This is a genomic window from Stenotrophomonas sp. CASM114, assembly GCF_049384325.1.
GTDB lineage: Bacteria > Pseudomonadota > Gammaproteobacteria > Xanthomonadales > Xanthomonadaceae > Stenotrophomonas > Stenotrophomonas muris.
On record NZ_JBMRGJ010000019.1, the window covers coordinates 19,028 to 39,652 of the forward strand.

19 protein-coding genes and 1 tRNA gene are annotated in these 20,625 nt (G+C 68.3%); 10 read left to right on the top strand and 10 right to left on the bottom strand.

Annotation, left to right across the window (positions count from 1 at the left end):
- Window positions 1–4: 4 nt before the first annotated feature.
- From VG566_RS15980 to VG566_RS16020, 9 genes are all read right to left on the bottom strand, one after another.
- On the bottom strand, window positions 5–931 hold the full coding sequence (locus tag VG566_RS15980; protein ID WP_423172667.1) for an alpha/beta hydrolase: 927 nt from the start codon (window positions 929–931) through the stop codon (window positions 5–7).
- 116 nt (window positions 932–1,047) lie between these two features.
- A tRNA-Asn gene (locus VG566_RS15985) sits at window positions 1,048–1,124 on the bottom strand.
- Window positions 1,125–1,146: 22 nt separating this feature from the next.
- A complete protein-coding gene (rlmH, locus tag VG566_RS15990) occupies window positions 1,147–1,617 on the bottom strand; it encodes a 23S rRNA (pseudouridine(1915)-N(3))-methyltransferase RlmH (RefSeq protein WP_046431872.1) in 471 nt (156 codons plus the stop codon).
- Window positions 1,618–1,683: 66 nt separating this feature from the next.
- On the bottom strand, window positions 1,684–2,094 hold the full coding sequence (rsfS, locus tag VG566_RS15995; RefSeq protein WP_005410536.1) for a ribosome silencing factor: 411 nt from the start codon (window positions 2,092–2,094) through the stop codon (window positions 1,684–1,686).
- 58 nt (window positions 2,095–2,152) lie between these two features.
- On the bottom strand, window positions 2,153–2,818 hold the full coding sequence (gene nadD, locus VG566_RS16000; RefSeq protein ID WP_014647945.1) for a nicotinate-nucleotide adenylyltransferase: 666 nt from the start codon (window positions 2,816–2,818) through the stop codon (window positions 2,153–2,155).
- A 3-nt stretch (window positions 2,819–2,821) separates the two neighbouring features.
- Window positions 2,822–3,859: a DNA polymerase III subunit delta gene (gene holA / locus VG566_RS16005; protein WP_032961944.1), complete on the bottom strand. Its 1,038-nt coding sequence runs from the start codon at window positions 3,857–3,859 to the stop codon at window positions 2,822–2,824.
- A 12-nt stretch (window positions 3,860–3,871) separates the two neighbouring features.
- A complete protein-coding gene (lptE, locus tag VG566_RS16010) occupies window positions 3,872–4,447 on the bottom strand; it encodes an LPS assembly lipoprotein LptE (protein WP_032961942.1) in 576 nt (191 codons plus the stop codon).
- A gap of 137 nt (window positions 4,448–4,584) precedes the next feature.
- Window positions 4,585–7,227 carry a leucine--tRNA ligase gene (gene leuS / locus VG566_RS16015; RefSeq protein WP_046431889.1) on the bottom strand — a complete coding sequence of 881 codons (2,643 nt, stop codon included), beginning with the start codon at window positions 7,225–7,227 and terminating at the stop codon, window positions 4,585–4,587.
- 105 nt (window positions 7,228–7,332) lie between these two features.
- Window positions 7,333–7,932 carry a DUF998 domain-containing protein gene (locus VG566_RS16020; RefSeq protein ID WP_046431876.1) on the bottom strand — a complete coding sequence of 200 codons (600 nt, stop codon included), beginning with the start codon at window positions 7,930–7,932 and terminating at the stop codon, window positions 7,333–7,335.
- Between the two features lie 323 nt (window positions 7,933–8,255).
- On the opposite strand from VG566_RS16020, the gene trxA reads away from it, so the two are divergent.
- From trxA to VG566_RS16045, 5 genes are all read left to right on the top strand, one after another.
- A complete protein-coding gene (trxA, locus tag VG566_RS16025) occupies window positions 8,256–9,113 on the top strand; it encodes a thioredoxin (RefSeq protein WP_241884325.1) in 858 nt (285 codons plus the stop codon).
- A 107-nt stretch (window positions 9,114–9,220) separates the two neighbouring features.
- A complete protein-coding gene (locus VG566_RS16030; RefSeq protein ID WP_032961938.1) occupies window positions 9,221–10,921 on the top strand; it encodes a FecR family protein in 1,701 nt (566 codons plus the stop codon).
- Entirely contained in the window at window positions 10,918–12,543 is a 1,626-nt protein-coding gene (locus VG566_RS16035) for a CHASE2 domain-containing protein (protein WP_241884323.1), read from the top strand. The genes VG566_RS16030 and VG566_RS16035 overlap by 4 nt, the downstream gene beginning before the upstream one ends.
- 67 nt (window positions 12,544–12,610) lie before the next feature.
- Window positions 12,611–13,063: a DUF4442 domain-containing protein gene (locus VG566_RS16040; protein ID WP_049447139.1), complete on the top strand. Its 453-nt coding sequence runs from the start codon at window positions 12,611–12,613 to the stop codon at window positions 13,061–13,063.
- A gap of 47 nt (window positions 13,064–13,110) precedes the next feature.
- Window positions 13,111–13,827: a hypothetical protein gene (locus VG566_RS16045; protein WP_241884322.1), complete on the top strand. Its 717-nt coding sequence runs from the start codon at window positions 13,111–13,113 to the stop codon at window positions 13,825–13,827.
- 8 nt (window positions 13,828–13,835) lie between these two features.
- Here the strand turns inward: VG566_RS16045 and VG566_RS16050 are convergent, their stop codons facing one another.
- Window positions 13,836–15,152: a hypothetical protein gene (locus tag VG566_RS16050; protein WP_241884321.1), complete on the bottom strand. Its 1,317-nt coding sequence runs from the start codon at window positions 15,150–15,152 to the stop codon at window positions 13,836–13,838.
- A 76-nt stretch (window positions 15,153–15,228) separates the two neighbouring features.
- Here VG566_RS16050 and VG566_RS16055 point away from each other — a divergent pair, with 76 nt between their 5' ends.
- The 5 genes from VG566_RS16055 to VG566_RS16075 all read left to right on the top strand — a co-directional run bounded on the left by VG566_RS16055 (window position 15,229) and on the right by VG566_RS16075 (window position 20,229).
- Window positions 15,229–15,924, top strand: coding sequence for a DUF502 domain-containing protein (locus VG566_RS16055; RefSeq protein ID WP_049404662.1), 696 nt, complete (start codon window positions 15,229–15,231; stop codon window positions 15,922–15,924).
- The gene (locus tag VG566_RS16060) at window positions 15,921–16,706 is read left to right on the top strand and encodes a queuosine precursor transporter (RefSeq protein ID WP_134967184.1); all 786 of its coding nucleotides are present in this window, start codon (window positions 15,921–15,923) and stop codon (window positions 16,704–16,706) included. Before VG566_RS16055 ends, VG566_RS16060 begins: the two co-directional genes overlap by 4 nt.
- Window positions 16,707–16,800: 94 nt before the next feature.
- The gene (locus VG566_RS16065) at window positions 16,801–18,741 is read left to right on the top strand and encodes a DUF885 domain-containing protein (RefSeq protein ID WP_049442350.1); all 1,941 of its coding nucleotides are present in this window, start codon (window positions 16,801–16,803) and stop codon (window positions 18,739–18,741) included.
- A gap of 16 nt (window positions 18,742–18,757) precedes the next feature.
- Entirely contained in the window at window positions 18,758–19,828 is a 1,071-nt protein-coding gene (locus tag VG566_RS16070) for a serine hydrolase domain-containing protein (RefSeq protein ID WP_046431895.1), read from the top strand.
- On the top strand, window positions 19,825–20,229 hold the full coding sequence (locus VG566_RS16075; protein WP_100450437.1) for a VOC family protein: 405 nt from the start codon (window positions 19,825–19,827) through the stop codon (window positions 20,227–20,229). The genes VG566_RS16070 and VG566_RS16075 overlap by 4 nt, the downstream gene beginning before the upstream one ends.
- The last annotated feature ends 396 nt before the right edge of the window (window positions 20,230–20,625 follow it).

A 20,625-nucleotide genomic window follows, 5' to 3' on the forward strand; every position in this document is an offset into this window, starting at 1 on the left:
GGCTCTACAACTGGCGATCCGCCAGCATGCCGATATCCTGCATCCAGCGCTCGGCCAGCTGCGGCCACGCCGCTACCGGTGCATCCTTCATGCGCAACCCGAATGCGTGGCCGCCGCGTGCGAACAGATGCATTTCCACCGGCACCCCCGCGTCCGCCAGGGCACGGTAATAGGCCAGCGATTCGCGCACGTCATCGGTGCGATCGTCGGTGGCCTGCGCGATGAACGTCGGCGGCACCTTGTCATCCACGGTGATGTCCCTGACCAGCGACAATCCCTTCCCGTGCCCTGCCCACAGGTGCCCGGAATACATCACCATGGCGAAATCGGGACGGCTGGGTTGCTCATCCGCAGCATCGACCGGCGCGTAGCTGCGCAGCGCGTGCGTGCTCAGTCCAGCCACCACGTGACCACCGGCGGAAAAGCCGATCGCCCCGATCCGCTTGGGATTGATTGACCAGCGCTCGGCCTGTGCGCGCAGCAGGCCCATTGCACGCTGTGCATCCTGCAGGGCCATCGGCACTTTCGGAAAGTCGCGGCAGTTGCACTCGGGGTCCCAGTTCGGGCCAGAGGCTGGCACCCGGTACTTCAGCAATGCACAGGTGATGCCCTGTGCGGTCAGCCAGTCGCAGATCTCGCTGCCTTCCAGGTCCATCGCCAGCACCCGATAGCCTCCGCCAGGCACCACCATCACCGCGGTGCCGGTGGCCGGTCCCTTCGGTGGAAACACGGTGAGGGTCGGCGCAGCGACGTTCTGCAGCATCATCCAGTGTTCGCCACTGGCTTCGGAGATCACTTCGCTGACCTGCTCGGGCCCCTTCAACTTCGGCGGCGCGATCACCGTGCCCTGCGGCCACAACGGAAGCTCGGTGGTGCCCTGTGGCGGATGCCAGGTGGAAGGCGCGGCCTTCGTTGTGGCGAACGGCACCATCGCCAGCAGCAGGAAGCTCGAGGACAGCAGCACGCGCACGATCGGCGTCCATGGTTGCAGCAGCAGAGTGTAGCGACAAAAAAAAACCTGCATCTTGCGATGCAGGTTTCTCAAGGTGGCGCCCGAAGTTGGACTCGAACCAACGACCCCCTGATTAACAGTCAAGTGCTCTAACCGGCTGAGCTATTCGGGCAGACGACTAGTATAACCACTCTTCACGCGCGATGGTAGGGGTGATTGGCAATCATTGCGGCGGCCCGATACAGCTGCTCGGCCACCACCAGGCGCACCAGCATGTGCGGCAGCGTCAGCGGTCCGATCGACCACTTCTCATCGGCCAGCGCGGACACCTCCGGCGAATGCCCTTCCGGGCCACCAATCAGGAACGCCAGGTCGCGGCCCTGCCCGCGCCAATGCTCCAGGCGCTGTGCCAGCTGTTCGGAACTCAGCTGTCGTCCTGGCACATCCAGTGCCACCACATAGGCGTTCTTCGGCAGCGAAGCGATGACCCGCTTGCCTTCCTCTTCAGTGGCGCGGCGCGGATCACGCCCCTTGCCGCGCAAGCCGGGCTCGATTTCCACCAGCTCGAACGGCAGCCAGTGCGACAGCCGCTTCTGGTACTCGGCGAAGCCCTGCGCGACCCAGCTGGGCGCGCGTTCACCGGTGGCGATCAGGCGGGCTTTCATCTACACGGTCCTCCAAAACGTCGACGGCGCCATCGGCGCCGTCGAAGGGATGCATCAACGTGCGGCTCAGGCCACTTCGTCGTCGCTGGACGGCGGCTGGTCGCCAACGGTCCACAGGCGCTCGAGGGCGTAGAACTCACGCACGCGCGGCAGCATCACGTGGACGATCACGTCGCCCAGATCGACCAGCACCCACTCGGCTTCGCGCTCGCCTTCAACACCCAGCGGCATCACGTCGAGGTTCTTGGCGAAGCGCACGACTTCATCGGCGATCGACTTGACGTGGCGGGTCGAGGTGCCCGAAACGACGATCATGTAGTCGGCAACGCTGGACCGGCCGCGCACGTCGATCTCGACCAGGTCCTTGGCCTTCAGGTCTTCGGTGGCTTGGCGGACGCTGGCCAGCAGTTCCGGCACGGACGGCGGCGGGCTGGGCAGATCGACCTTGATGGTCTGGGGCTGGGTCTGGTTGCTCAAAGTGGATCGACTCGATAAACGTGGGGGCGATTATACGGGGATGGCACGGCGGCGCCATTCACGCTGTGGCCGGGCGGTACAGCCCGTGTGCAGCGACGTAGTCCGCGACAGCCGGCGGCAGCAGGGCGCGCCAGGGGCCACCGGCGGCGATCTGCGAGCGCACGGCGCTGGCCGATTCCTCGCGCAGCGGGTGGTGCAGGCGCAGGATGCGTCCGGCCGGGCTGGCGAACAGGGCCTGTTCGTTGTCGGCCCAGCGCCCCTGCAGGGCACGCCCCAGTTCACCGTCGATCGACGCCTGAAGCGGGCTGCCCGGCCGCTCGGCCACCACGAAGTGGGCCAGCCCGAACAGGGCCTCCCATTCGTGCCAGCCGGACAGGCCCAGCAGGCTGTCGGCGCCCACCAGCCAGGCCAATGGCCGGCTTGGGCCCAGCTCGCCACGCAGCTCGCGCAGGGTATCGACGGTGTAGGACGGACGACCGGGATAGCGCGTGGCACGGTCCAGTTCACGACGGTCCAGCAGCAGGCCCGGCTCGTCGCCGATGGCCAGCGACAACATGGTGCAGCGCTGCTCGGCGGTGGCGCCGGGCACCGCACGGTGCGGCGGATCGCCTGCCGGCAACATGCGCACGGCCACCTGCAGTTCGTCCCGGGCGGCTCGCGCGATTGCCAGATGCCCCAGGTGCACCGGATCGAAGGTGCCCCCGTAATAGATCCGCAGGCTCATCGCTCAGGCCCGCGCCAGCAGGCGCACGGCACGCGGTTCGGCCACGGCCACCAGCAGGCGCTCCAGCGCCAGCCAGGCATCGCCGTCGGCCCGCCCCTTGGCGATGCGGTCGACCAGCCCGGCTTCGGCCACGAAGCGTTCCCAGCGCTTGCCTTCCGGGTGCCGCTGCAGCGCGCGCTTGTAGGGCGCCTGCCGTGATTCCCAGATGCCACGCGATTTCATTTCGGCGGCCAGATTGCCGCCACGGGCCTGCACACGGGCCAGGCCGGCACCGGCCAGCAGTTCACGGATCACGATCGGCATCAGTGCGGCCACCGCTTCGCCTTCGCCGCGCAGGCCAGCCAGCATGCGCAGCACGGCCGGCGGCTGGCCGGAGAACGTCGCCTCCACCAGCCGGAACACGTCGTAGCGGGCAGCGTCAGCCACCAGCGATTCCATCCGCTCCACATCCAGCGGCTGGCCATCGGCCAACAGCGCCAGCTTGTCGATTTCCTGGGCGGCGGCCAGCAGGTTGCCCTCCACCCGCTCGGCCAGGCGCTGCACGGCGGCCGGGTCGGCACGCAGGCCCTTGCCGCGCAGGCGGCGCTCGATCCAGTCCGGCAGTTCGTGCGGCTTGATCGCCCAGGCCACCGACAGCACGCCGATACGGCTGACCGCCTCGGCCCACTTGCCCTGATGGGCCTTGCTCCATTCATTGGCTGTGATCATCAGCACCACGTCCGGCGCCGGATTGGCGCAGAACTGGCTGATCACTTCGGCGCCGTCCTTGCCGGGCTTGCCGCTGGGCAGGCGCACCTCGACCAGGCGGCGGGCGCTGAACAGGCTGGGCGCATTGAAGCTGGCGTCGAGCTGGTTCCAGTCGAAATCCCGCCCGTCGGCGTCGAACACTTCGCGTTCGCCGATGCCGGAGGCGCGCGCGCGCGCGCGGACGGCATCTGCCGCCTCCAGCACGCGCAGGGTTTCCGGGCCTGCGATCAGGTACACCGGCGCCAACGGGGTGTCAGCGCCCTGGCTGGCCAGCTGCTCCGGACGCAGTTCCATCGTCGCTGCCGCTCAGTGCTTGACGTCGGCGGCTGGCACCGCACCCTCGATCGGCTTGGCCTTCGGCGCGGACAGGCTGCCGCCCTTCTCGATCTCGGCGCGGACCACGCTGTCGATACGGCGGATGATCGAGGCGGACATTTCCCGGCGCAGCTCCGTGGCCAGGATTTCGCGTTCGGTGGTGGTACCGGTGGCGTCGGTCGGCGGCGACACATAGTCGCGCGACAGTTCGATCACCTGCTGCGGCACCAGTTCGCTGCCATCCTCGCGACGGAAGATGAAGATCACCGCGTAGCGCAGGCTGTATTCCTGTGCGCGGCCCTGCGAGTCGATGGCGATCGGCAGGTCACCCCAGCGCTCGGACAGCACCTGCAGCTGGGCGTTGGGTCCCTTGCTGTCCTCATCGGCCAGCTTGGCACCGGAGGCCAGCAGGCTGCGGTTGAGCAGCTTGACCAGTTCACTGTACGGGGCGGTGGAGACCACCTTCACCGGGGCAGTGTCGGTCGGCAGCATCAGCTTGTTGCGCAGATGGAAACCGCAGCCGGCGAGGCCGAGGACAAGAACGAGGGCAAGCAGGATTCGGGTCATGGAGACAGTCTGGCGGAGCCGGGCGATCACGGCAACACACAGCGTGCCCGAAGCCGCGTGAATGCAGGGCCATCAGGCGCCCGGCCCTGCTCATGGAATGGCACCGGCCACCGCGCGGGTGACCGGTGCCGGGGACATCAGGCAGCGACGATGTTCACGATCTTGCCCGGGACGATGATGATCTTGCGCACCGTCAGGCCTTCCATGAACCTGGCCGCGTTGGGCTCGGCCAGGGCCAGCGCCTCGACCTGCTCGCGCGCGGCATCGGCCGCCACCTCGATGGTGCCACGCAGCTTGCCGTTGACCTGCACCGCCAGGGTCAGCGCATCGCGCACCAGCGCGCTGCTGTCGGCCTGCGGGAACGGCTGGTCTTCCAGCAGCGTCTCGCCATGACCCAGCACCTGCCACAGGGCGTGGCTGGCATGCGGGGTGATCGGGTTGAGCAGCAGCACGATCGCCTGCAGCGCTTCCTGGCGCACCGCGCGGCCCTGCTCGCTGCCATCCTCGAACTTGGCCAGCGCATTCATCAGCTCCATCACCGCAGCGATCGCGGTATTGAAGCTGTGGCGGCGGCCATAGTCGTCACCGACCTTGCCGATGGTTTCATGGGTCTTGCGGCGCAGCGCCTTCTGGTTGGCATCCAGCGCCGCGGCATCCAGTGCCGGGGCGGCACCGTCGGCAGCGTGCTTCTGCACCTGGGCCCAGAGGCGGCGCAGGAAGCGGGCCATGCCGTCCACGCCGGCTTCGTTCCACTCCAGCGACTGTTCCGGCGGTGCGGCGAACATCGAGAACAGGCGCACGGTATCGGCGCCGTACTTGCCGACCATCGCCTGCGGGTCCACGCCGTTGTTCTTCGACTTGGACATCTTCTCGGTACCACCGACCACCACCGGCTGGCCGTCGGCGATCAGGGTGGCGCCGGTGATGCGGCCGCGCTCGTCGCGCTGCACTTCCACGTCGGCCGGGTTGATCCAGTCCTTCGAGCCGTCCGGGTTCGGGCGGTAATAGGTTTCGGCGATCACCATGCCCTGGCACAGCAGGTTGCGCGCCGGTTCGTTACTGTCCACCATCCGCGCGTCGCGCAGCAGCTTGTGGTAGAAGCGGAAATACATCAGGTGCAGGATCGCGTGCTCGATGCCACCGATGTACTGGTCCACCGGCAGCCAGTAGTTGCCGCGCTTGTCGACCGCATCACGGGCACCCGGCGAGGTGTAGCGGGCGTAGTACCAGCTCGACTCCATGAAGGTGTCGAAGGTGTCGGTCTCGCGCTCGGCCGCGCCGCCGCAATCCGGGCAGGTGGTCTTGCGCCATTCCGGGTCGGTCTTGATCGGCGAGCCGGTACCGGCGAAGGCCACGTCTTCCGGCAGCACCACCGGCAGCTGCTCTTCCGGCACCGGCACCGCGCCGCACTTGGCGCAGTAGATCACCGGAATCGGGCAGCCCCAGTAGCGCTGGCGGCTCACGCCCCAGTCGCGCAGGCGGTAGTTGACGCGGCGCTGGCCCTGGGCCTTGCGCTCGAAACGTTCGGCCAAGGCTTCAAAGGCGCCCTGGAAATCCAGGCCGTCGAACTCGGCCGAGTTCACCAGCTCGAAGGCACGGCTCTTGTCGCTGTACCAGTCCTGCCAGCGGCTACCGTCCCAGTTGCGCTCCTCTTCGGTGCGCGCATCCTTCAGCGCGATCACCTGCTTGATCGGCAGGCCGTACTTGTTGGCCACTTCGTTGTCGCGCTGGTCATGGCCCGGAACGGCCATCACCGCGCCGGTGCCGTAGCCCATCAGCACGAAGTTGGCGACCCACACCGGCACCGGCTCGCCGGTGACCGGATGCAGCGCGCGCAGGCCGGTGTCCATGCCGCGCTTTTCCTGGGTTTCCAGTTCAGCCTCGGACACGCCACCCTGCTTCAGGTCGGCCAGCATCGCCGCCAGCTCCGGGTTGTTCTTCGCCGCATGCAGCGCCAGCGGGTGCTCGGCGGCGATCGACACGAAGGTCACGCCCATCACCGTGTCCGGGCGGGTGGTGAACACGCGCAGCGGGTCCAGCGCGCTGCCATCGACATCGCGCACATCGAACTGGATCTCCAGGCCCTCGGAACGGCCGATCCAGTTGCGCTGCATGGTCTTGACCGATTCCGGCCAGCCGTCCAGCTCGTCCAGGCCGTCCAGCAGTTCCTGGGCGTAGTCGGTGATGCGCAGGAACCATTGCGGGATCTCGCGCTTCTCCACCAGCGCACCGGAGCGCCAGCCGCGGCCGTCGATGACCTGCTCGTTGGCCAGCACGGTCTGGTCGACCGGGTCCCAGTTCACCACCGCGTTGCGGCGGTAGGCCAGGCCCTTGCGCATCAGGCGGGTGAACATGCGCTGCTCGTGGACGTAATAGTCCGGACGGCAGGTGGCGAACTCGCGCGACCAGTCGATGGCATAGCCCAGCGACTTCAGCTGGCTGCGCATGTGGTCGATGTTCTTGTAGGTCCACGCCGCCGGCGCGGTCTTGTTCTTGATCGCAGCGTTTTCCGCCGGCAGGCCGAACGCGTCCCAGCCCATCGGCTGCAGCACGTTGTGGCCGGTCATGCGCTTGTAGCGGCTGATCACGTCGCCGATCGTGTAATTGCGCACGTGGCCCATGTGCAGCGCACCGGACGGGTACGGAAGCATCGACAGGCAGTAGTACTTCGGCTTGTCCGAAGTCTCGTCGACCTCGAAGGCACGGGTGGCGTCCCAGTACTGCTGGGCGGCGGATTCAACCTGCTGCGGGTCGTAGGCGTTGGTTTCAGCGCTGGTCATGGAACACGCGGATGCGGCGGCAAAGCGGTACAGCGTACCGCAGTGCGGCAAATGGCTCCAATCCTGCCTGCCGGACGCCGGCGCCGCGGCGCTCGGGGAGGCGTCTCAGCGCGGGCGCGACAGCGGCAGGGCCGCCGCCAGCCAGACCAGCCAGCAGGCGAACGCGAGCCGTTGTGCCATCGGCGCCGGCAGTGTGCCCTGCAGGGCGAACGCCGCCAGCGCGGCCAGCACGCCGCAGCCCAGGGCCACTGCGCCCGAGGCCCGGCCATGCGCCTGGCGCAGATGGGACACGCCCAGCAGCACGGTGCCGGCGACGAAACCCAGCACCCAGATCATCCAGGCGCTGGCATGCAGCTGGCTGGCGGGCCCATGCAGGTCATCCACGTCCAGTGGCAGCAGCCCCATCGCGGCAAAGGCCAGACCGGCCAGCAGCAGCATCTGGCTGCCGACCCGTGGCGCCCAGCCAGCAGTGGCCGGCAGACTGCGGCGCAGGCGTTCAGCCACCGCCACCGCCAGCACGCCGGGCAGCACGAAACCCAGCAGATTGAAGGCCAGCGCATGCGGTACACCGCGCGCACCCAGCAGCGCCACCGGGTGGCGAGCCTGGGCATAGCCGTCCAGGCCGGCACCGAAGCCGGCCACGGCCAGGACGAATACGACTGCCGCAAGCAGCCCCAACCAACGATCAAGCCGGACCACGGACATTGCGCGCAATCACCTGGAAAGGAATGGACCACGGCATTGTCGCGGTAGCGGCGCGATGCGCCAAGCGCGGCGCATTCCAGGGCACTTCAATATCCGCCTGCTGCGCCTACCGTGATGCTCGAGGCATGGCAGTTCCGCCCTGTCGCAAGCGCGCCTCCCCATCGAAGCCTGCCGCCTCCGGCTAGTGGGTGATCCACACGCTGCACTGCGCCCCTGCCGGCCCGCCAGCACCACTCGAGGGCGTACTCCGTGATGGCAGGGTTGAGACCGACATCGATCGTCACCATAGAATCGGTCTCCAGATGCCAAGCGATGCCTCCCCCATGACCGAGACGACCTACGTATTCGACGCCACCACTGCGACCTTCGAGGCCGAAGTCCTGCAGAAGTCGCTGCAGACGCCGGTGCTGGTCGACTTCTGGGCCACCTGGTGCGGGCCGTGCAAGACCCTGGGCCCGATGCTGGAAAAGCTGGCTGCCGAGTACAACGGCGCTTTCGAGCTGGCCAAGGTCGATGTCGACAAGGAACAGCAGATCGCGGCGGCCTTCCAGATCCGCTCGGTGCCCACCGTGTTCCTGGTCAAGGGCGGCCAGCTGGTGGACGGCTTCCCCGGCGCCATTCCGGAAGGCCAGCTGCGTGAATTCCTGGCCCAGCACGGCATCGTGCCGGCCGATGTCGGCGATGCCGCCCCTGAAGATGACGCCCCGCTGGACCCGCAGGCGCAGGTCGACGTACTGCGCGCGCAGATCGCCGCCGAGCCGGACAAGGATGAGCTGAAGCTCGACCTGGCCCTGGCCCTGCTGCAGATCGGCGGCGTGGACGAGGCCGGTACCCTGATCGACGGCCTGCCGGCCAATCTGGCCACCGACGACCGCGCCGTGCGCGCCCGTGCCCGCCTGGCCTTCGCCGCTGCGCTGAAGGATGCCCCGGCGGCCGAGGTGCTGGAGGCCCGCATCGCCGCTGATGGCAAGGATCTCAAGGCCCGCCACCTGCGCGGCGTGCAGCTGCTGCTGGGCGGGCATGACGAGGCCGCCCTGGCGCAGTTCCTGGAAATGCTGCGGATCGACCGTGGATTCGAGGAGGGCCTGCCACGCAAAGCCTTGATCGACGCCTTCAACGTGATCTCCGACGAGGCCCTGGTGGGCCAGTACCGCCGCAGGATGGCGTCGCTGCTGTTCTGAACGGAAGCCCGCTCCGTTCAGAATCCCTGCACTGAACGCGGGCAATAATGCGCGCGCTGGCGGCCTTGCGGTCGCCACGATCCGTTCGGGGGGATGAGGTCGGGGCCATGGGGTCTTGCAGCTGCACCCCCGCATTGCCGGGATTGCAAACTGTGACCGTCGTCCGCTCTCTGTCGTTCGCCATGCGTTTAACGGGCGCCCTGCTCTGCGCCCTCCTCCTGCCGCCTGCCATCGCCGGCGCCCAGGACTGGAACTACCGGGTCCGGCCCGGCGACACCCTGTGGGACCTGGGCGGGCTGTACCTGAAACCCTCGGTGCGCTGGCAGCAGCTGCAGCAGCACAACCGCATCGACAACCCCTACCAGTTGCCGCCGGGCCAGCTGCTGCGCTTCCCGATCAGCTGGCTGCGCACCGAACCGGCGCCGGCCCGGGTGCTGTCGGTGCGCGGCAAGGTCGAGCTGTCCGGTGCCGATGGCACGGCGACCCGTGCGCTCCAGGCCGGCGAGCAGCTGCATATCGGTGACACCGTGGAAACCGAGGGCGATTCCAGCATCACGCTGGAATTTGCCGATGCCTCGCGCCTGCAGCTGCGCGAATACTCGCGCCTGCGCCTGGACCAGCTCAGCCGCTATGGCCACACCGGCATGGTCGACACCCGCCTGCGCCTGCAGCAGGGGCGCGCCAGCAACCGGGTGACGCCGGCGCGCGGCCCGGCCTCGCGCTACATCATCGATGCACCCACCGCGACCAGCAGCGTGCGCGGCACGGTGTTCCGGGTCAGCGCCGGGGATACCGGGCACGTCGGCGCCACCGAGGTCCTGCAGGGCAAGGTGCAGGTCGGCAACCCCCATGGCCAGCGCTTGGTGCGCCCGGGGCAGTCCACCCGCAGCAGCAGCGCCGATGCGGCCCCCGCCGCGGTCTCGGCCCTGCTGCCGGCGCCGGCGCTGCGCAATGACGCGCTGCGCCTGGCGCCGCTGCCGACCCTGCTTGCCTGGGAACCGGTCACTGGCGCCGATCACTACCGGGTGGAAGTGGTGCAGGCGGCAACGCCGGAGATCCTGCTGTTCGCCACCACCACCGCCGACACCCGGTTGGCGATCGGCGACCTGCCGCCCGGCCAGCTGCGCCTGCTGTTGCGCGCGGTCGACGCACAGGGCGTCGAAGGCCTGGATGCGAGCGCCGATTTCGAGCTCAGTGACCAGCCACCGCCGCCGCTGACCGTATCGCCGCTGCATGGGCAGACGATCAACAGCGACCGCCCGCGCTTCCGCTGGAGCCAGGCCCCCGGTGCACGCAGCAGCGTGCTCCAGATCGCCGCCGAACCCAGCTTCCGGCAGCCACTGCAGGAGCAGGCTACCCATGCGACCGACCTGCGCCTGGCGCAACCGCTGCCGCCCGGACAGTACTACTGGCGCGTGGCCTCGCGCGATGCCGAAGGCCACCAGGGCCGCTATGGCCAGGCGCTGCCGCTGCAGCTGAGCAACGAGCCGGTGGACCCGGCACTGCAACCGCCCGAGGCCGCGCACGGCGAGCTCACCCTGCGCTGGCAGGCCGGCAGCGAAGGCCAGCGCTACCGGGTGCAGGTGGATCGCCGCGGTGACTTCAAGGCCCCATTGATCGATGAAACCGTGGCCCAGCCGCAGGTGAGCTTCAAGCGCCCGTGGAGCGGCACGCTGCACGTGCGCGTGCAGTACATCGACGATGACGGCCACGCCGGCGAGTTCTCCCCTGCCCAGCAGATCCCGTTGCCATGCCGCCTGTGCTACGGCGCCGGTGGCGGTGCACTGCTGCTCTGGTTGTTGTTGTGAGGCGCTCGCCGCTGCCATGGTCGAAGCGGATCCTGCTGGCCCTGCTGGCCGGCGTGCTGACCATCGTGGCCAGCCAGGGCCAATGGCTGTGGCGGCAGGACGAGGCGGCCTATGACGCACTGGTCGGCAACTGGGACTACCGCCCCGACCCCAGCGTGCTGATCGTGGCCATCGACGAAGGCAGCCTGCAGCGTATCGGCCAGTGGCCCTGGCCGCGCTCGGTGCATGCCCGCCTGCTGGACCGCCTGACCGATGCCGGCGCCGAACGCGTTGCGCTGGACCTGATGCTGTCCGAACCCGACCGTCGCGACAGCCGCCAGGATGATGAGCTGGCGGCCGCGATCCGACGCAACGGCCGGGTGGTGCTGCCGGTGCTGGCGGCACCGGCGGCCGGCGACCGCATGGCCGAGGAAATGCTGCCGATCCCGCAGATCGCCGCCAGTGCCGCCGCGATCGGCCACACCGATGTCGAGGTGGATGGGGACGGCGTCGCCCGCGGCGTCTATCTGCACGCCGGTATCGGACGGCCGCACTGGCCGGCATTGGGCCTGGCACTGGCCGACCTGCCGGCGGGTGCGGTACGCGGCCTGCCCGACCCCGACCCGGCGCTGGGCTCGCCCTATCAATGGCGTCGCGATGATTACGTGCGCGTGCGCTACGCCGGCCCGCCCGAGCGGCTGCCGCAGGTGTCCTATGCGGACGTGCTCGATGGGCACGTGGATGGAGCGATGCTGCATGGCCGCCGCATCGTGGTCGGCATGACGGCCAGCGGCATCGCGCCTCGCCTGCTGACCCCGACCACCCGCGAGTTCTGGATGAGCGGCAGCGAGTACCAGGCCAACATCACCTCGATGCTGCTGCAGCACAAGCAGATCGACGTGCTGCCGCACGCCTGGCAGCACGCCATCAGTGGCGTGCTGGTGGCGCTGTGCGTGATCCTGCTCGGCCTGCGCCTGCCGTGGCTGGTCGCGCTGTGTTCGCTGCCGATGCCGCCGCTGCTGAGCTGGCTGCTGCTGCGCACCGGTGACCTGTGGTGGGCACCGGCCAGCGCGATGCTGGGCGTGGTGCTGGCACTGCTGGTCTGGGCGGTGTGGCGGATCTCGGCCTGGCACCGCCTGGCCAACCGCGATGCCCTCACCGGCCTGGGCAACCGCCTGCGCTTCGAGCAGTCACTGCAGCAGGAATGCGACGCCGCGCGGCGCAGTGGCAAGCCATTGAGCCTGGCGCTGATCGACGTCGACCACTTCAAGCGCCACAACGACCGCCATGGCCACCAGGTCGGTGACCGCGTGCTGCGTGATGTCGCCCGCCTGATCGGCGCGCATGCCCGTCGCCCGCGCGACATGGCGTCGCGCTACGGTGGCGACGAATTCGCACTGGTGCTGCCGGATACGCCGGCCGAGGGCGCGCGCCGGGTGATCGAGGACCTGATTGCCTGCGTGCGTGCACTGCCGGCGCCGGGCGATGGCAGCGATGACGGCGTCACGCTCACCATCGGGGTATTCACCCGGGTGCCCGACGGTGACCTGCAACCGCACCATTTCGTGGAAGGCGCCGACACCGCCCTTTACCAGGCCAAGGCCAACGGCCGCGACGGGTTCATGATCGACGGCGGGACGTGACTCCCGGGGTGCAACATACGCATGCGAATGGTTAGACTGGGCACCTCGCCCCGCGCCCCGGACCCGCATGAACGCCCGCCTGTTCCGCTTCGGCATCAACCTCTGGCCGCCGTTCCTGTTCACCGGCATCCACGTCACCCGGATCACGCCCGATTACCGGCAGATCGACGTGGCACTGCGGATGCGGCCGTGGAACCGCAATTACGTGGGCACGCATTTCGGCGGCAGCCTGTTCGCGATGACCGATCCATTCTGGATGCTGGGCCTGCTGCACATCCTCGGCCGTGACTATTACGTGTGGGACCGGGCCGGTGCGATCGATTTCCTCAAGCCTGGCCGGGGCACGGTGCGCACTTCGTTCCGCATCGATGATGCACTGCTGGCCGAACTGCGTGCCGAAGCGGCCGGCGGCGAAAAGGTGCTGCGCTGGTTCAGCAACGATGTCGTCGACGAAAGCGGCGAAGTGGTCGCCCAGGTACGCAAGCAGGTGTACCTGCGGTTGAAGCCGCACGCACGCTGATCCAGCACGCGCGCGCTATCCTCGGCCTCCCTGCCATGGAGGCTCCGATGCGCCCGTATGCGCTTGCCACACTGCTGCCCCTGCTGTCCTTCACCGCCCACGCCCTCGACCTGCCACCGGTGCAATATCCGACGCTGCCGGCCCAGGCGGCCAATGCCGCCGGTTTCGTCCCCCAGGGCTGGGCACTTGAATCGAGTGTCGAAGGCGATCTCGACCAGGATGGCCGCGCGGACCTGGTGCTGGTGCTGCGTCAGCAGGCGCCACGCAACGTCATCGAGCACGATGGCTTGGGTCCCTCGCCGTACGACAGCAACCCGCGCATTCTCGCCGTGGCGTGGTCGCGCCCGTCCGGCTATGTGCTGGCGGTGCAGGACCACCAGCTGATACCACGCCCGGACAATCCGGTGATGAGCGACCCGCTCGAAGACGGCGGCGTCAGCATCCAGCGGGGCACCCTGAAGGTCGCACTGTTTTCATTCGCCAGCGCGGGCAGCTGGTCAATGGGCACGACCGCCTTTACCTTCCGTTGGCAGGACGATGCCTTTGCGCTGATCGGCTACGACCAGAATTCGGTGATGCGCAATTCCGGGCAGACCGAGTCGGTGAGCGTGAACTTCTCCACTGGCAGGGTAAAGCGGAGCGAAGGCAGCATCGAGGACGACAAGGACAGCGTGCACTGGGAGCCCCTGCACAGCCGCCGCCGCTGGACGCTGCAGACCATCGGTGATGGCTGGGCATTCGATCCGCTGGCGGGCAGCGACTGAGACGCTGCTCAATCGCGCGCAGCAGCGGCCGGGGCGTTCTCCATCACCAGCGGCACCGACAGCCATGGGCTCTCGTCGGTGCTGCGCGACGGTGAACGCCGCGGCACCTGCAGACGGCGGCCATCGGCCGACAGCTGCGGTGCCCGCACCGGCGAGCGGAACTGCGCAGGCAGGCGCTGCAGCGCATCCACCGGATCCTGCGCCTGCTGCCTCAGCCAGCGCTGCGCGCCGATCAGCCGCACCATCGCGGCGGCATCCTGGGTCCGTGACGAATAGGCCGGATAGACCGGGCGGGCAATATCGGTCAGCACGCACCCCAGGATGTTCGACAGGCAGCCAAAGTCATGCTGCGGCGGTGCCGGCACCGGCAGCGGGCGATCCGCTTCCAGCGCCGCCATCGCCGCCGCGCCGCAGGCCCAGCCCAGATTGCCCGCCGCGCGCGCCAGGGTACTGCTGCGATCCAGGACCAGCACCCCGCCGAATTCCTGCGCCGAGGTTTCGATCGCAGCCCGGCTCATCGCGTACTCACCCTGCATCGCACGGCACAGGCTCTGTTCGGCGGCCAGCATCGGCTGCATTGCCTGATCGCATTCCGCTGGCAACGGATGGTCGGCCGGCAGTTCGACCAGCATGTCGGCCAGCAGCTGGGCATTGGCCTGCACCAGGCTGGCACCGATGATGCTCTCCACCAGGTAACTGCCGCCCGTCACCAGCCGCCGGCCCAGCTGAAGCCCCCTGCAACTGCCACGCAGCGCACCGTCGATATCGCCCTGCACATAGGCCAGCGCGCGTGCGCTGGTGGCATCGATCATCAGGCCATAGGTCGGCATCGGCACCAGGATGCCGTCGCCCTTGGGCCGGAATGGCGACACGAAGTGGTCCGCATCGGCCAGCTGGTCCAGGCGCGCATGCAGCTGCTGGTGGCCAGCGTGGGCATCGACGAAGCGCTGCGGGTCGGCGCGCACCTGGCCCAGGCAGTCACTGGCGGTCGGCCCGCAGCTGGCCGCCGGTCGTGATCGCAGCGCGTCATGGTCCTCCGCCAGCTGCGGTCCGGCGCCGCCATTGCCGCGCGGATCGGCCTCCCAACGCTGCACGTCGCGGGCCAGGGCCTGTTCGCGCTGGCGCGCGTCCAGATCGTCGAACGCGAGCGTCCACAGCAGCGCAAAACCGTTGTGGCCGTGGACAGGCAGGCGGGCCTGCAGGCGCTGCTGGGCCTGTAGCCGCGATTCCGGCACCGGCCACATGCGCGAGGCGCACCACACCACGATGGCCAGCACCAGAAGGCCTGCCAGGGTCCAACCCAGTCCGTGCAGAATCTTCAACACAGCTTCCCTTCCATGTGCCGTTGCCGCAGTCGATTGCCCAGCGTAATCGAGCGGCCGTGACCGCTACAATGCGCACATGTCGCTCGAAGCCCCCGCCCTGGTCCCCCGCCCCTCCCTGCAGCGCCTGTTCCTGACCGGCCTGCTGACCCTGCTGCCGATCTGGCTGACCTGGGTCGTGGTCAAGTTCGTGTTCGTGCTGCTGTCGGGCATTTCCAGCCCGTTGGTGGTGCCACTTTCCGAGCAGATCGCGACAAGCTTTCCGCACTACCTCGGCTGGGTCCGGGCCGAGTGGATCCAGAACACCATCGCCCTGCTGGCCACCCTGCTGGTGATCCTGGCGGTGGGCGTGGCCAGCCGCCGCGTGCTGGGCCAGCGCCTGCTGCGCTGGGTCGGCGCGGTCATCAAGCGCATTCCGCTGGCCAGCATCATCTACGACAGCGCCAAGAAGCTGCTGGACATGCTGCAGACCGAACCGGGCAGCACCCAGCGCGTGGTGCTGATCGACTTCCCGCACCGCGACATGAAGTCGGTCGGGCTGGTCACCCGCGTGATCAAGGAACACGGCACCGACCGTGAACTGGCCGCGGTGTACGTGCCAACCACGCCGAACCCGACTTCGGGTTACCTGGAAATCGTGCCGGTGGAACTGCTGACCCCGACCGACTGGACCGTCGACCAGGCCATGAGCTTCATCATTTCCGGCGGCGCCGTCGCGCCGTCCAGCGTTCCGTTCACGCGCGCCGGCGATCGCCCCGGCGATCGCAGCGAATGACCGCGGCGCCGATCGAACGCCCGTTGCAGGACCGCGCGGTCCTGCTGTTCATCGTGCTGGCTGCGTTCTTCTGCGGCAATGCGGTGCTGGCCGAACTGATCGGAGTGAAGATCTTCGCGCTGGAAGACACCCTCGGCATCGATCCGCTGAACTGGAACCTGTTCGGCCAGACCGGTTCGCTCAGCTTCACCGCCGGCACCCTGCTATGGCCGGTGGTGTTCATCATGACCGACACCATCAACGAGTTCTTCGGCAAGCGCGGCGTGCGCTTCATCTCGTGGCTGGCCGTGGTCCTGATCGCCTATGGCTTCCTGTTCGCCTTCGCGGCGATCTCGCTGGCGCCGGCCAGCTGGTGGATCACCTCCATGGACGGGCACGGCGTGCCGGACTACCAGGCCGCATTCGCAGCGGTGTTCGGCCAGGGCATGTGGACCATCGCCGGTTCACTGGTGGCCTTCCTGCTCGGCCAGCTGATCGACGTGACGGTGTTCCATCGCATCCGCCAGGCCACCGGCGAGCGCCACGTGTGGCTGCGTGCGACCGGGTCCACCGCGATCTCGCAGGTGGTGGACAGCTTCGTGGTGATCTGGATCGCCTTCGTGCTCGGCCCGCAGCACTGGCCGACCTCGCTGTTCCTGGCCGTCAGCAGCGTCAACTACATCTACAAGATGGGCTTTGCAATTGCCCTGATTCCGCTGCTGTACCTGATGCGGCGTGCGATCACCCGCTATCTGGGCGCAGACAGGGCCGCTGCGCTGCGCGCGGCGGCGGCGGCTGACTGAAGCCCCAGCGGCGGCAAGCTGACTGCGCCTTCACGCTGGCCGTACGCGGCCGGATCGTGCAAGCTCCACGGTCTGTGTTCCACGGAAGCTCCTGATGCCGCATCCCACCCGCGCCCTGGCCGCCGCCATCGCCGCGTTGTTCCTGTTCAGTGCCGTGCCGTCGGCCGAAGCAGCGAAAAAGAAGGCCAGCCGCCCTGCCGCCGCGCAGACCCGCCAGGCTGCCAAGCCCAAGGCCAGGCCCGCCCGCGCCACCGCACCGGCGCGTGGCAGCTCGGCACGCCGCGCCGCGCCGCGTCCGGTCGCGCCGGCCCGTGCCGTACCCAAGCAGGTACAGCTGGAGCGCCTGTACGACGAGTACTGGGATGCCTCGATGCGGTTGAACCCGCTGCAGGCCACCTTCCAGGGCGAATCCCGCTACAACGACCAGCTGCCCAACATCCTGTCCGCCGCCTGGCGCCAGCAGTCGCACGACTTCACCACGCAATGGCTGGGCAAGGTCGAGAAGCTCGGCAGTGATGGCCTGCAGGGCCAGGACCTGCTCAGCTACGAGATCTTCGTGCGCGACGCACGCGCCTCGCTGGCCGCCGAGCGCTACCCGAGCTGGATGATGCCGATCAGCCAGTACTACAACATTGGCAGCATCATGGCGATCCTCGGTGCCGGTGCCGGCGCGCAGCCATTCAACACCGTGCAGGACTACGATACCTGGTCGCGCCGTTCGCTGGGCATTCCCGAACTGTTCGACCAGGCCATCGACAACATGCGCCAAGGCATGAAGGCCGGCGTGGTACAGCCGCGCGACCTGATGGAAAAAGTGCTGCCGCAACTGGATGCGGTGATCAAGCCGACCGCCGAAGAGAGCATCTTCTGGTCGCCGATCCGCACCATGCCGAACACCATCCCGGCCGAGGACAAGGCGCGCATCAGCGCCGAGTACAAGCGCATGATCGAACTGCGCATCATGCCGGCCTATCGCGCCCTGCGCGGCTTCATCGCCACCGAATACCTGCCGGCCACGCGCGCCAGCAGCGGCCTGGGCGCACTGCCCGATGGCCAGGCCTGGTACGCCAGCCTGATCGTGCAGACCACCGCCAGCGACCAGACCGCCGCGCAGCTGCACGCGCTGGGCGAACAACGCGTGCAGGAACTGCAGGCGCAGATCGCCACGGTGATGAAGGATGCCAAGCTGCGCGGCACCCCCACCAAGCTGCTGCGCAGCATGCGCAACGACCGCCAGTTCCAGTACGGCGATGCCAATGCGCTGATCAACCGTTACCGCCAGGTGCAGCAGCAGGTCAACGCACGCCTGCCGCAGGTGCTGGATACCTTGCCGAAGGCGCCGCTGGACGTACGCGCGGTGGAACCGGAGCGTGCGCTCACCGCCGCTGCCGCTGCCTACCAGCCGGCACTGCCCGGGCAATCCGCGGTGCTGTACGTGAACACCCGCGACCTGCCCGGCCGCAAGCGCTGGAACGTGCCGGTGCAGTACCTGCATGAAGCGATCCCCGGCCACCACGTGCAGCTGGGCCTGCAACAGGAGCTGGCCAAGCTGCCGCGCTTCCGCCGCCTCGGTGGCGATCTCGCCTTCGTCGAAGGCTGGGGCCTGTACGCCGAAACGCTGGGCGAGGACCTGGGCATCTACACCGATCCCTACGACCGCATCGGCTACCTGTACTCGCGCCTGCTGCGCGCCGCCCGCGTGGTGGCCGATACCGGCGTGAATGCCCAGGGCTGGAGCAAGCAGCAGGCTGTCACCTACCTGCAGAAGACCGTGGACATGAGCAGCGACGATGCCAACGCCGAAGTCGAGCGGGTCATGGCCCAGCCTGGCCAGGCACTGTCGAACGTGGCCGGCCTGACCACCATTGTCGCCCTGCGCGACAAGGCCAGGGCGCGCCAGGGCGCCGCCTTCGACCTGCGCCGCTTCCACGCCGAACTGCTGAAGGACGGCTCGATGCCGCTGGACGTGCTGGACCGCAAGATGGAACGCTGGATGGCCCAGCCGGCCAGCGCCACGCCCGCCCCGTCACCCTGAGCCTTCCGGAGCCGCCATGCGTCCTGCCGTCGCCCTGTTCGCCGCCGTGCTGGGCCTGCTGCCGCTGGCCACCGTCGCCGCACCGGTGCTGGCCCCACCGGATGCGGGCATCGACGGCCTGATGCAGGCCTACGACGGCCAGGTGCCCGGCGCCGCCGTACTGGTGCTGCATGACGGCAAACCGGTATTCCGGCGCGGCTATGGCCTGGCGGTGGTGGAGGACGGCACGGCGGTCACCGCGGCCAGCAACTTCCGGCTGGCCTCGGTCAGCAAGCAGTTCACTGCTGCGGCGGTGTTGCTGCTGGTGGAAGATGGCCGGCTCGGGCTGGACCAACCTGCCCGGCAATGGCTGCCCGAACTGCCCCCGGCTGCGGCCGCCATCACCATCCGCCAGCTGCTCTCGCATACCGGTGGCCTGCCCGACTACGAAGACCTGATGGACCCGGCTGATGCTCGGCAGGTGCATGACGCCGATGTGCTGACCCTGCTGTCGCGCCAGGACCGGCTGAACTTCGCGCCCGGCACGCAGTACCACTACAGCAACAGCGGCTATGCGCTGCTGGCACTGATCGTCGGCCGCGCCTCCGGCCAGGATTTCGCAGCCTTCCTGCAACAGCGCATCTTCCGCCCGCTGGGCATGGCCCACACCGTGGCCCATCAGGACGGCATCGATACCATCGCCGCACGCGCCTATGGCTACAGCTGGATCGATGGCCGTTGGCGGCGCACCGACCAGAGCACCACCAGCGCCGTGCTCGGCGATGGCGGCATCTATTCCTCGCTGGACGACCTGGCCCGCTGGGATGCGGCGCTGTACGACGACCGCCTGCTGTCGAAGGCCTCGCGCCGCGCGATGTTCAGCCCCGCCACATCGACGCCCGAACCGGATGTACCGCACTACGGGTTCGGCTGGCGGCTGAATGGCCCCGTGCAATGGCACAGCGGCGAGAGCATCGGCTTCCGCAACGTGATCGTGCGCCACCCGGAAAAACACCTGACCGTGATCGTTCTGACCAACCGCAACGACCCCGAACCCTATCCGCTGGCGCTGAAGATCGCCCAGCGCTGGCTGGACACCCTGCAATGACCGCCGATTCCGGTGCCCTGCTGGGCATCCACCACGCCGCACTGATCTGCAGCGACTACGCACGTTCAAAAGACTTCTACGTGCGCATCCTCGGCCTGCGCGTGCTGGCCGAGAACCACCGCGCCGCGCGCGATTCCTGGAAGCTGGACCTGGCCCTGCCCGACGGCGGCCAGCTGGAACTGTTCTCCTTCCCCTCGCCGCCGCCCCGTCCCAGCCGCCCGGAAGCCCAGGGCCTGCGCCACCTCGCGTTCCGGGTGACTGCACTGGAACCCTTCATCCAGCGCCTGGCCGCGCATGGTGTCGCCTGCGAACCGATCCGCGTGGACGAGTACACCGGACGCCGCTTCACCTTCTTCGCCGACCCCGACGACCTGCCACTGGAGCTGTACGAAGCCGGTTGACGTCCCCGGGGGTCAGATCCCTTTTCCGTCGGAAAAGGGATCTGACCCTATCGCCGCCACCGGAAACGTCATCCACGCATGGCATGGATCTGTGTCGACCAAGGTCGACACCCACCAACCGCACCAGCACCGGCAGATCGCCGGAAACTGTCGAAGGCGGGGCATTGTGGGTTTGCGGGGTGTGAGCCGCATGGATGCGGCGACCAAACCCCCAGGGACGGGTTTACGGCGGCCCCGCAAACCCACAGTGCCCCGCCATCCCTCAGCAAGTCCGCTTTTGCTGTTGCTCCGGCTGTTGCGGCTGCCTCTGCAGGTGCAGGGCGCAGCCCTGCAAAGCCCCCCTTCCCCATACCCCGCCGAATGGGTATACAGTCGACCCATGCCGGCACCGTGCCG

Coding starts and splice junctions, on each gene's coding strand:
- VG566_RS16065 (WP_049442350.1), top strand. CDS start 16,801: ATGCCGCATCCCACCCGCGCCCTGGCCGCCGCCATCGCCGCGTTGTTC.
- leuS (WP_046431889.1), bottom strand. CDS start 7,227: ATGACCAGCGCTGAAACCAACGCCTACGACCCGCAGCAGGTTGAATCC.
- VG566_RS16070 (WP_046431895.1), top strand. CDS start 18,758: ATGCGTCCTGCCGTCGCCCTGTTCGCCGCCGTGCTGGGCCTGCTGCCG.
- VG566_RS16040 (WP_049447139.1), top strand. CDS start 12,611: ATGAACGCCCGCCTGTTCCGCTTCGGCATCAACCTCTGGCCGCCGTTC.
- VG566_RS16020 (WP_046431876.1), bottom strand. CDS start 7,932: ATGTCCGTGGTCCGGCTTGATCGTTGGTTGGGGCTGCTTGCGGCAGTC.
- rlmH (WP_046431872.1), bottom strand. CDS start 1,617: ATGAAAGCCCGCCTGATCGCCACCGGTGAACGCGCGCCCAGCTGGGTC.
- VG566_RS16045 (WP_241884322.1), top strand. CDS start 13,111: ATGCGCCCGTATGCGCTTGCCACACTGCTGCCCCTGCTGTCCTTCACC.
- trxA (WP_241884325.1), top strand. CDS start 8,256: ATGACCGAGACGACCTACGTATTCGACGCCACCACTGCGACCTTCGAG.
- VG566_RS16075 (WP_100450437.1), top strand. CDS start 19,825: ATGACCGCCGATTCCGGTGCCCTGCTGGGCATCCACCACGCCGCACTG.
- VG566_RS16060 (WP_134967184.1), top strand. CDS start 15,921: ATGACCGCGGCGCCGATCGAACGCCCGTTGCAGGACCGCGCGGTCCTG.
- holA (WP_032961944.1), bottom strand. CDS start 3,859: ATGGAACTGCGTCCGGAGCAGCTGGCCAGCCAGGGCGCTGACACCCCG.
- nadD (WP_014647945.1), bottom strand. CDS start 2,818: ATGAGCCTGCGGATCTATTACGGGGGCACCTTCGATCCGGTGCACCTG.
- VG566_RS16055 (WP_049404662.1), top strand. CDS start 15,229: ATGTCGCTCGAAGCCCCCGCCCTGGTCCCCCGCCCCTCCCTGCAGCGC.
- VG566_RS15980 (WP_423172667.1), bottom strand. CDS start 931: ATGGTGCCGTTCGCCACAACGAAGGCCGCGCCTTCCACCTGGCATCCG.
- lptE (WP_032961942.1), bottom strand. CDS start 4,447: ATGACCCGAATCCTGCTTGCCCTCGTTCTTGTCCTCGGCCTCGCCGGC.
- VG566_RS16030 (WP_032961938.1), top strand. CDS start 9,221: ATGGGGTCTTGCAGCTGCACCCCCGCATTGCCGGGATTGCAAACTGTG.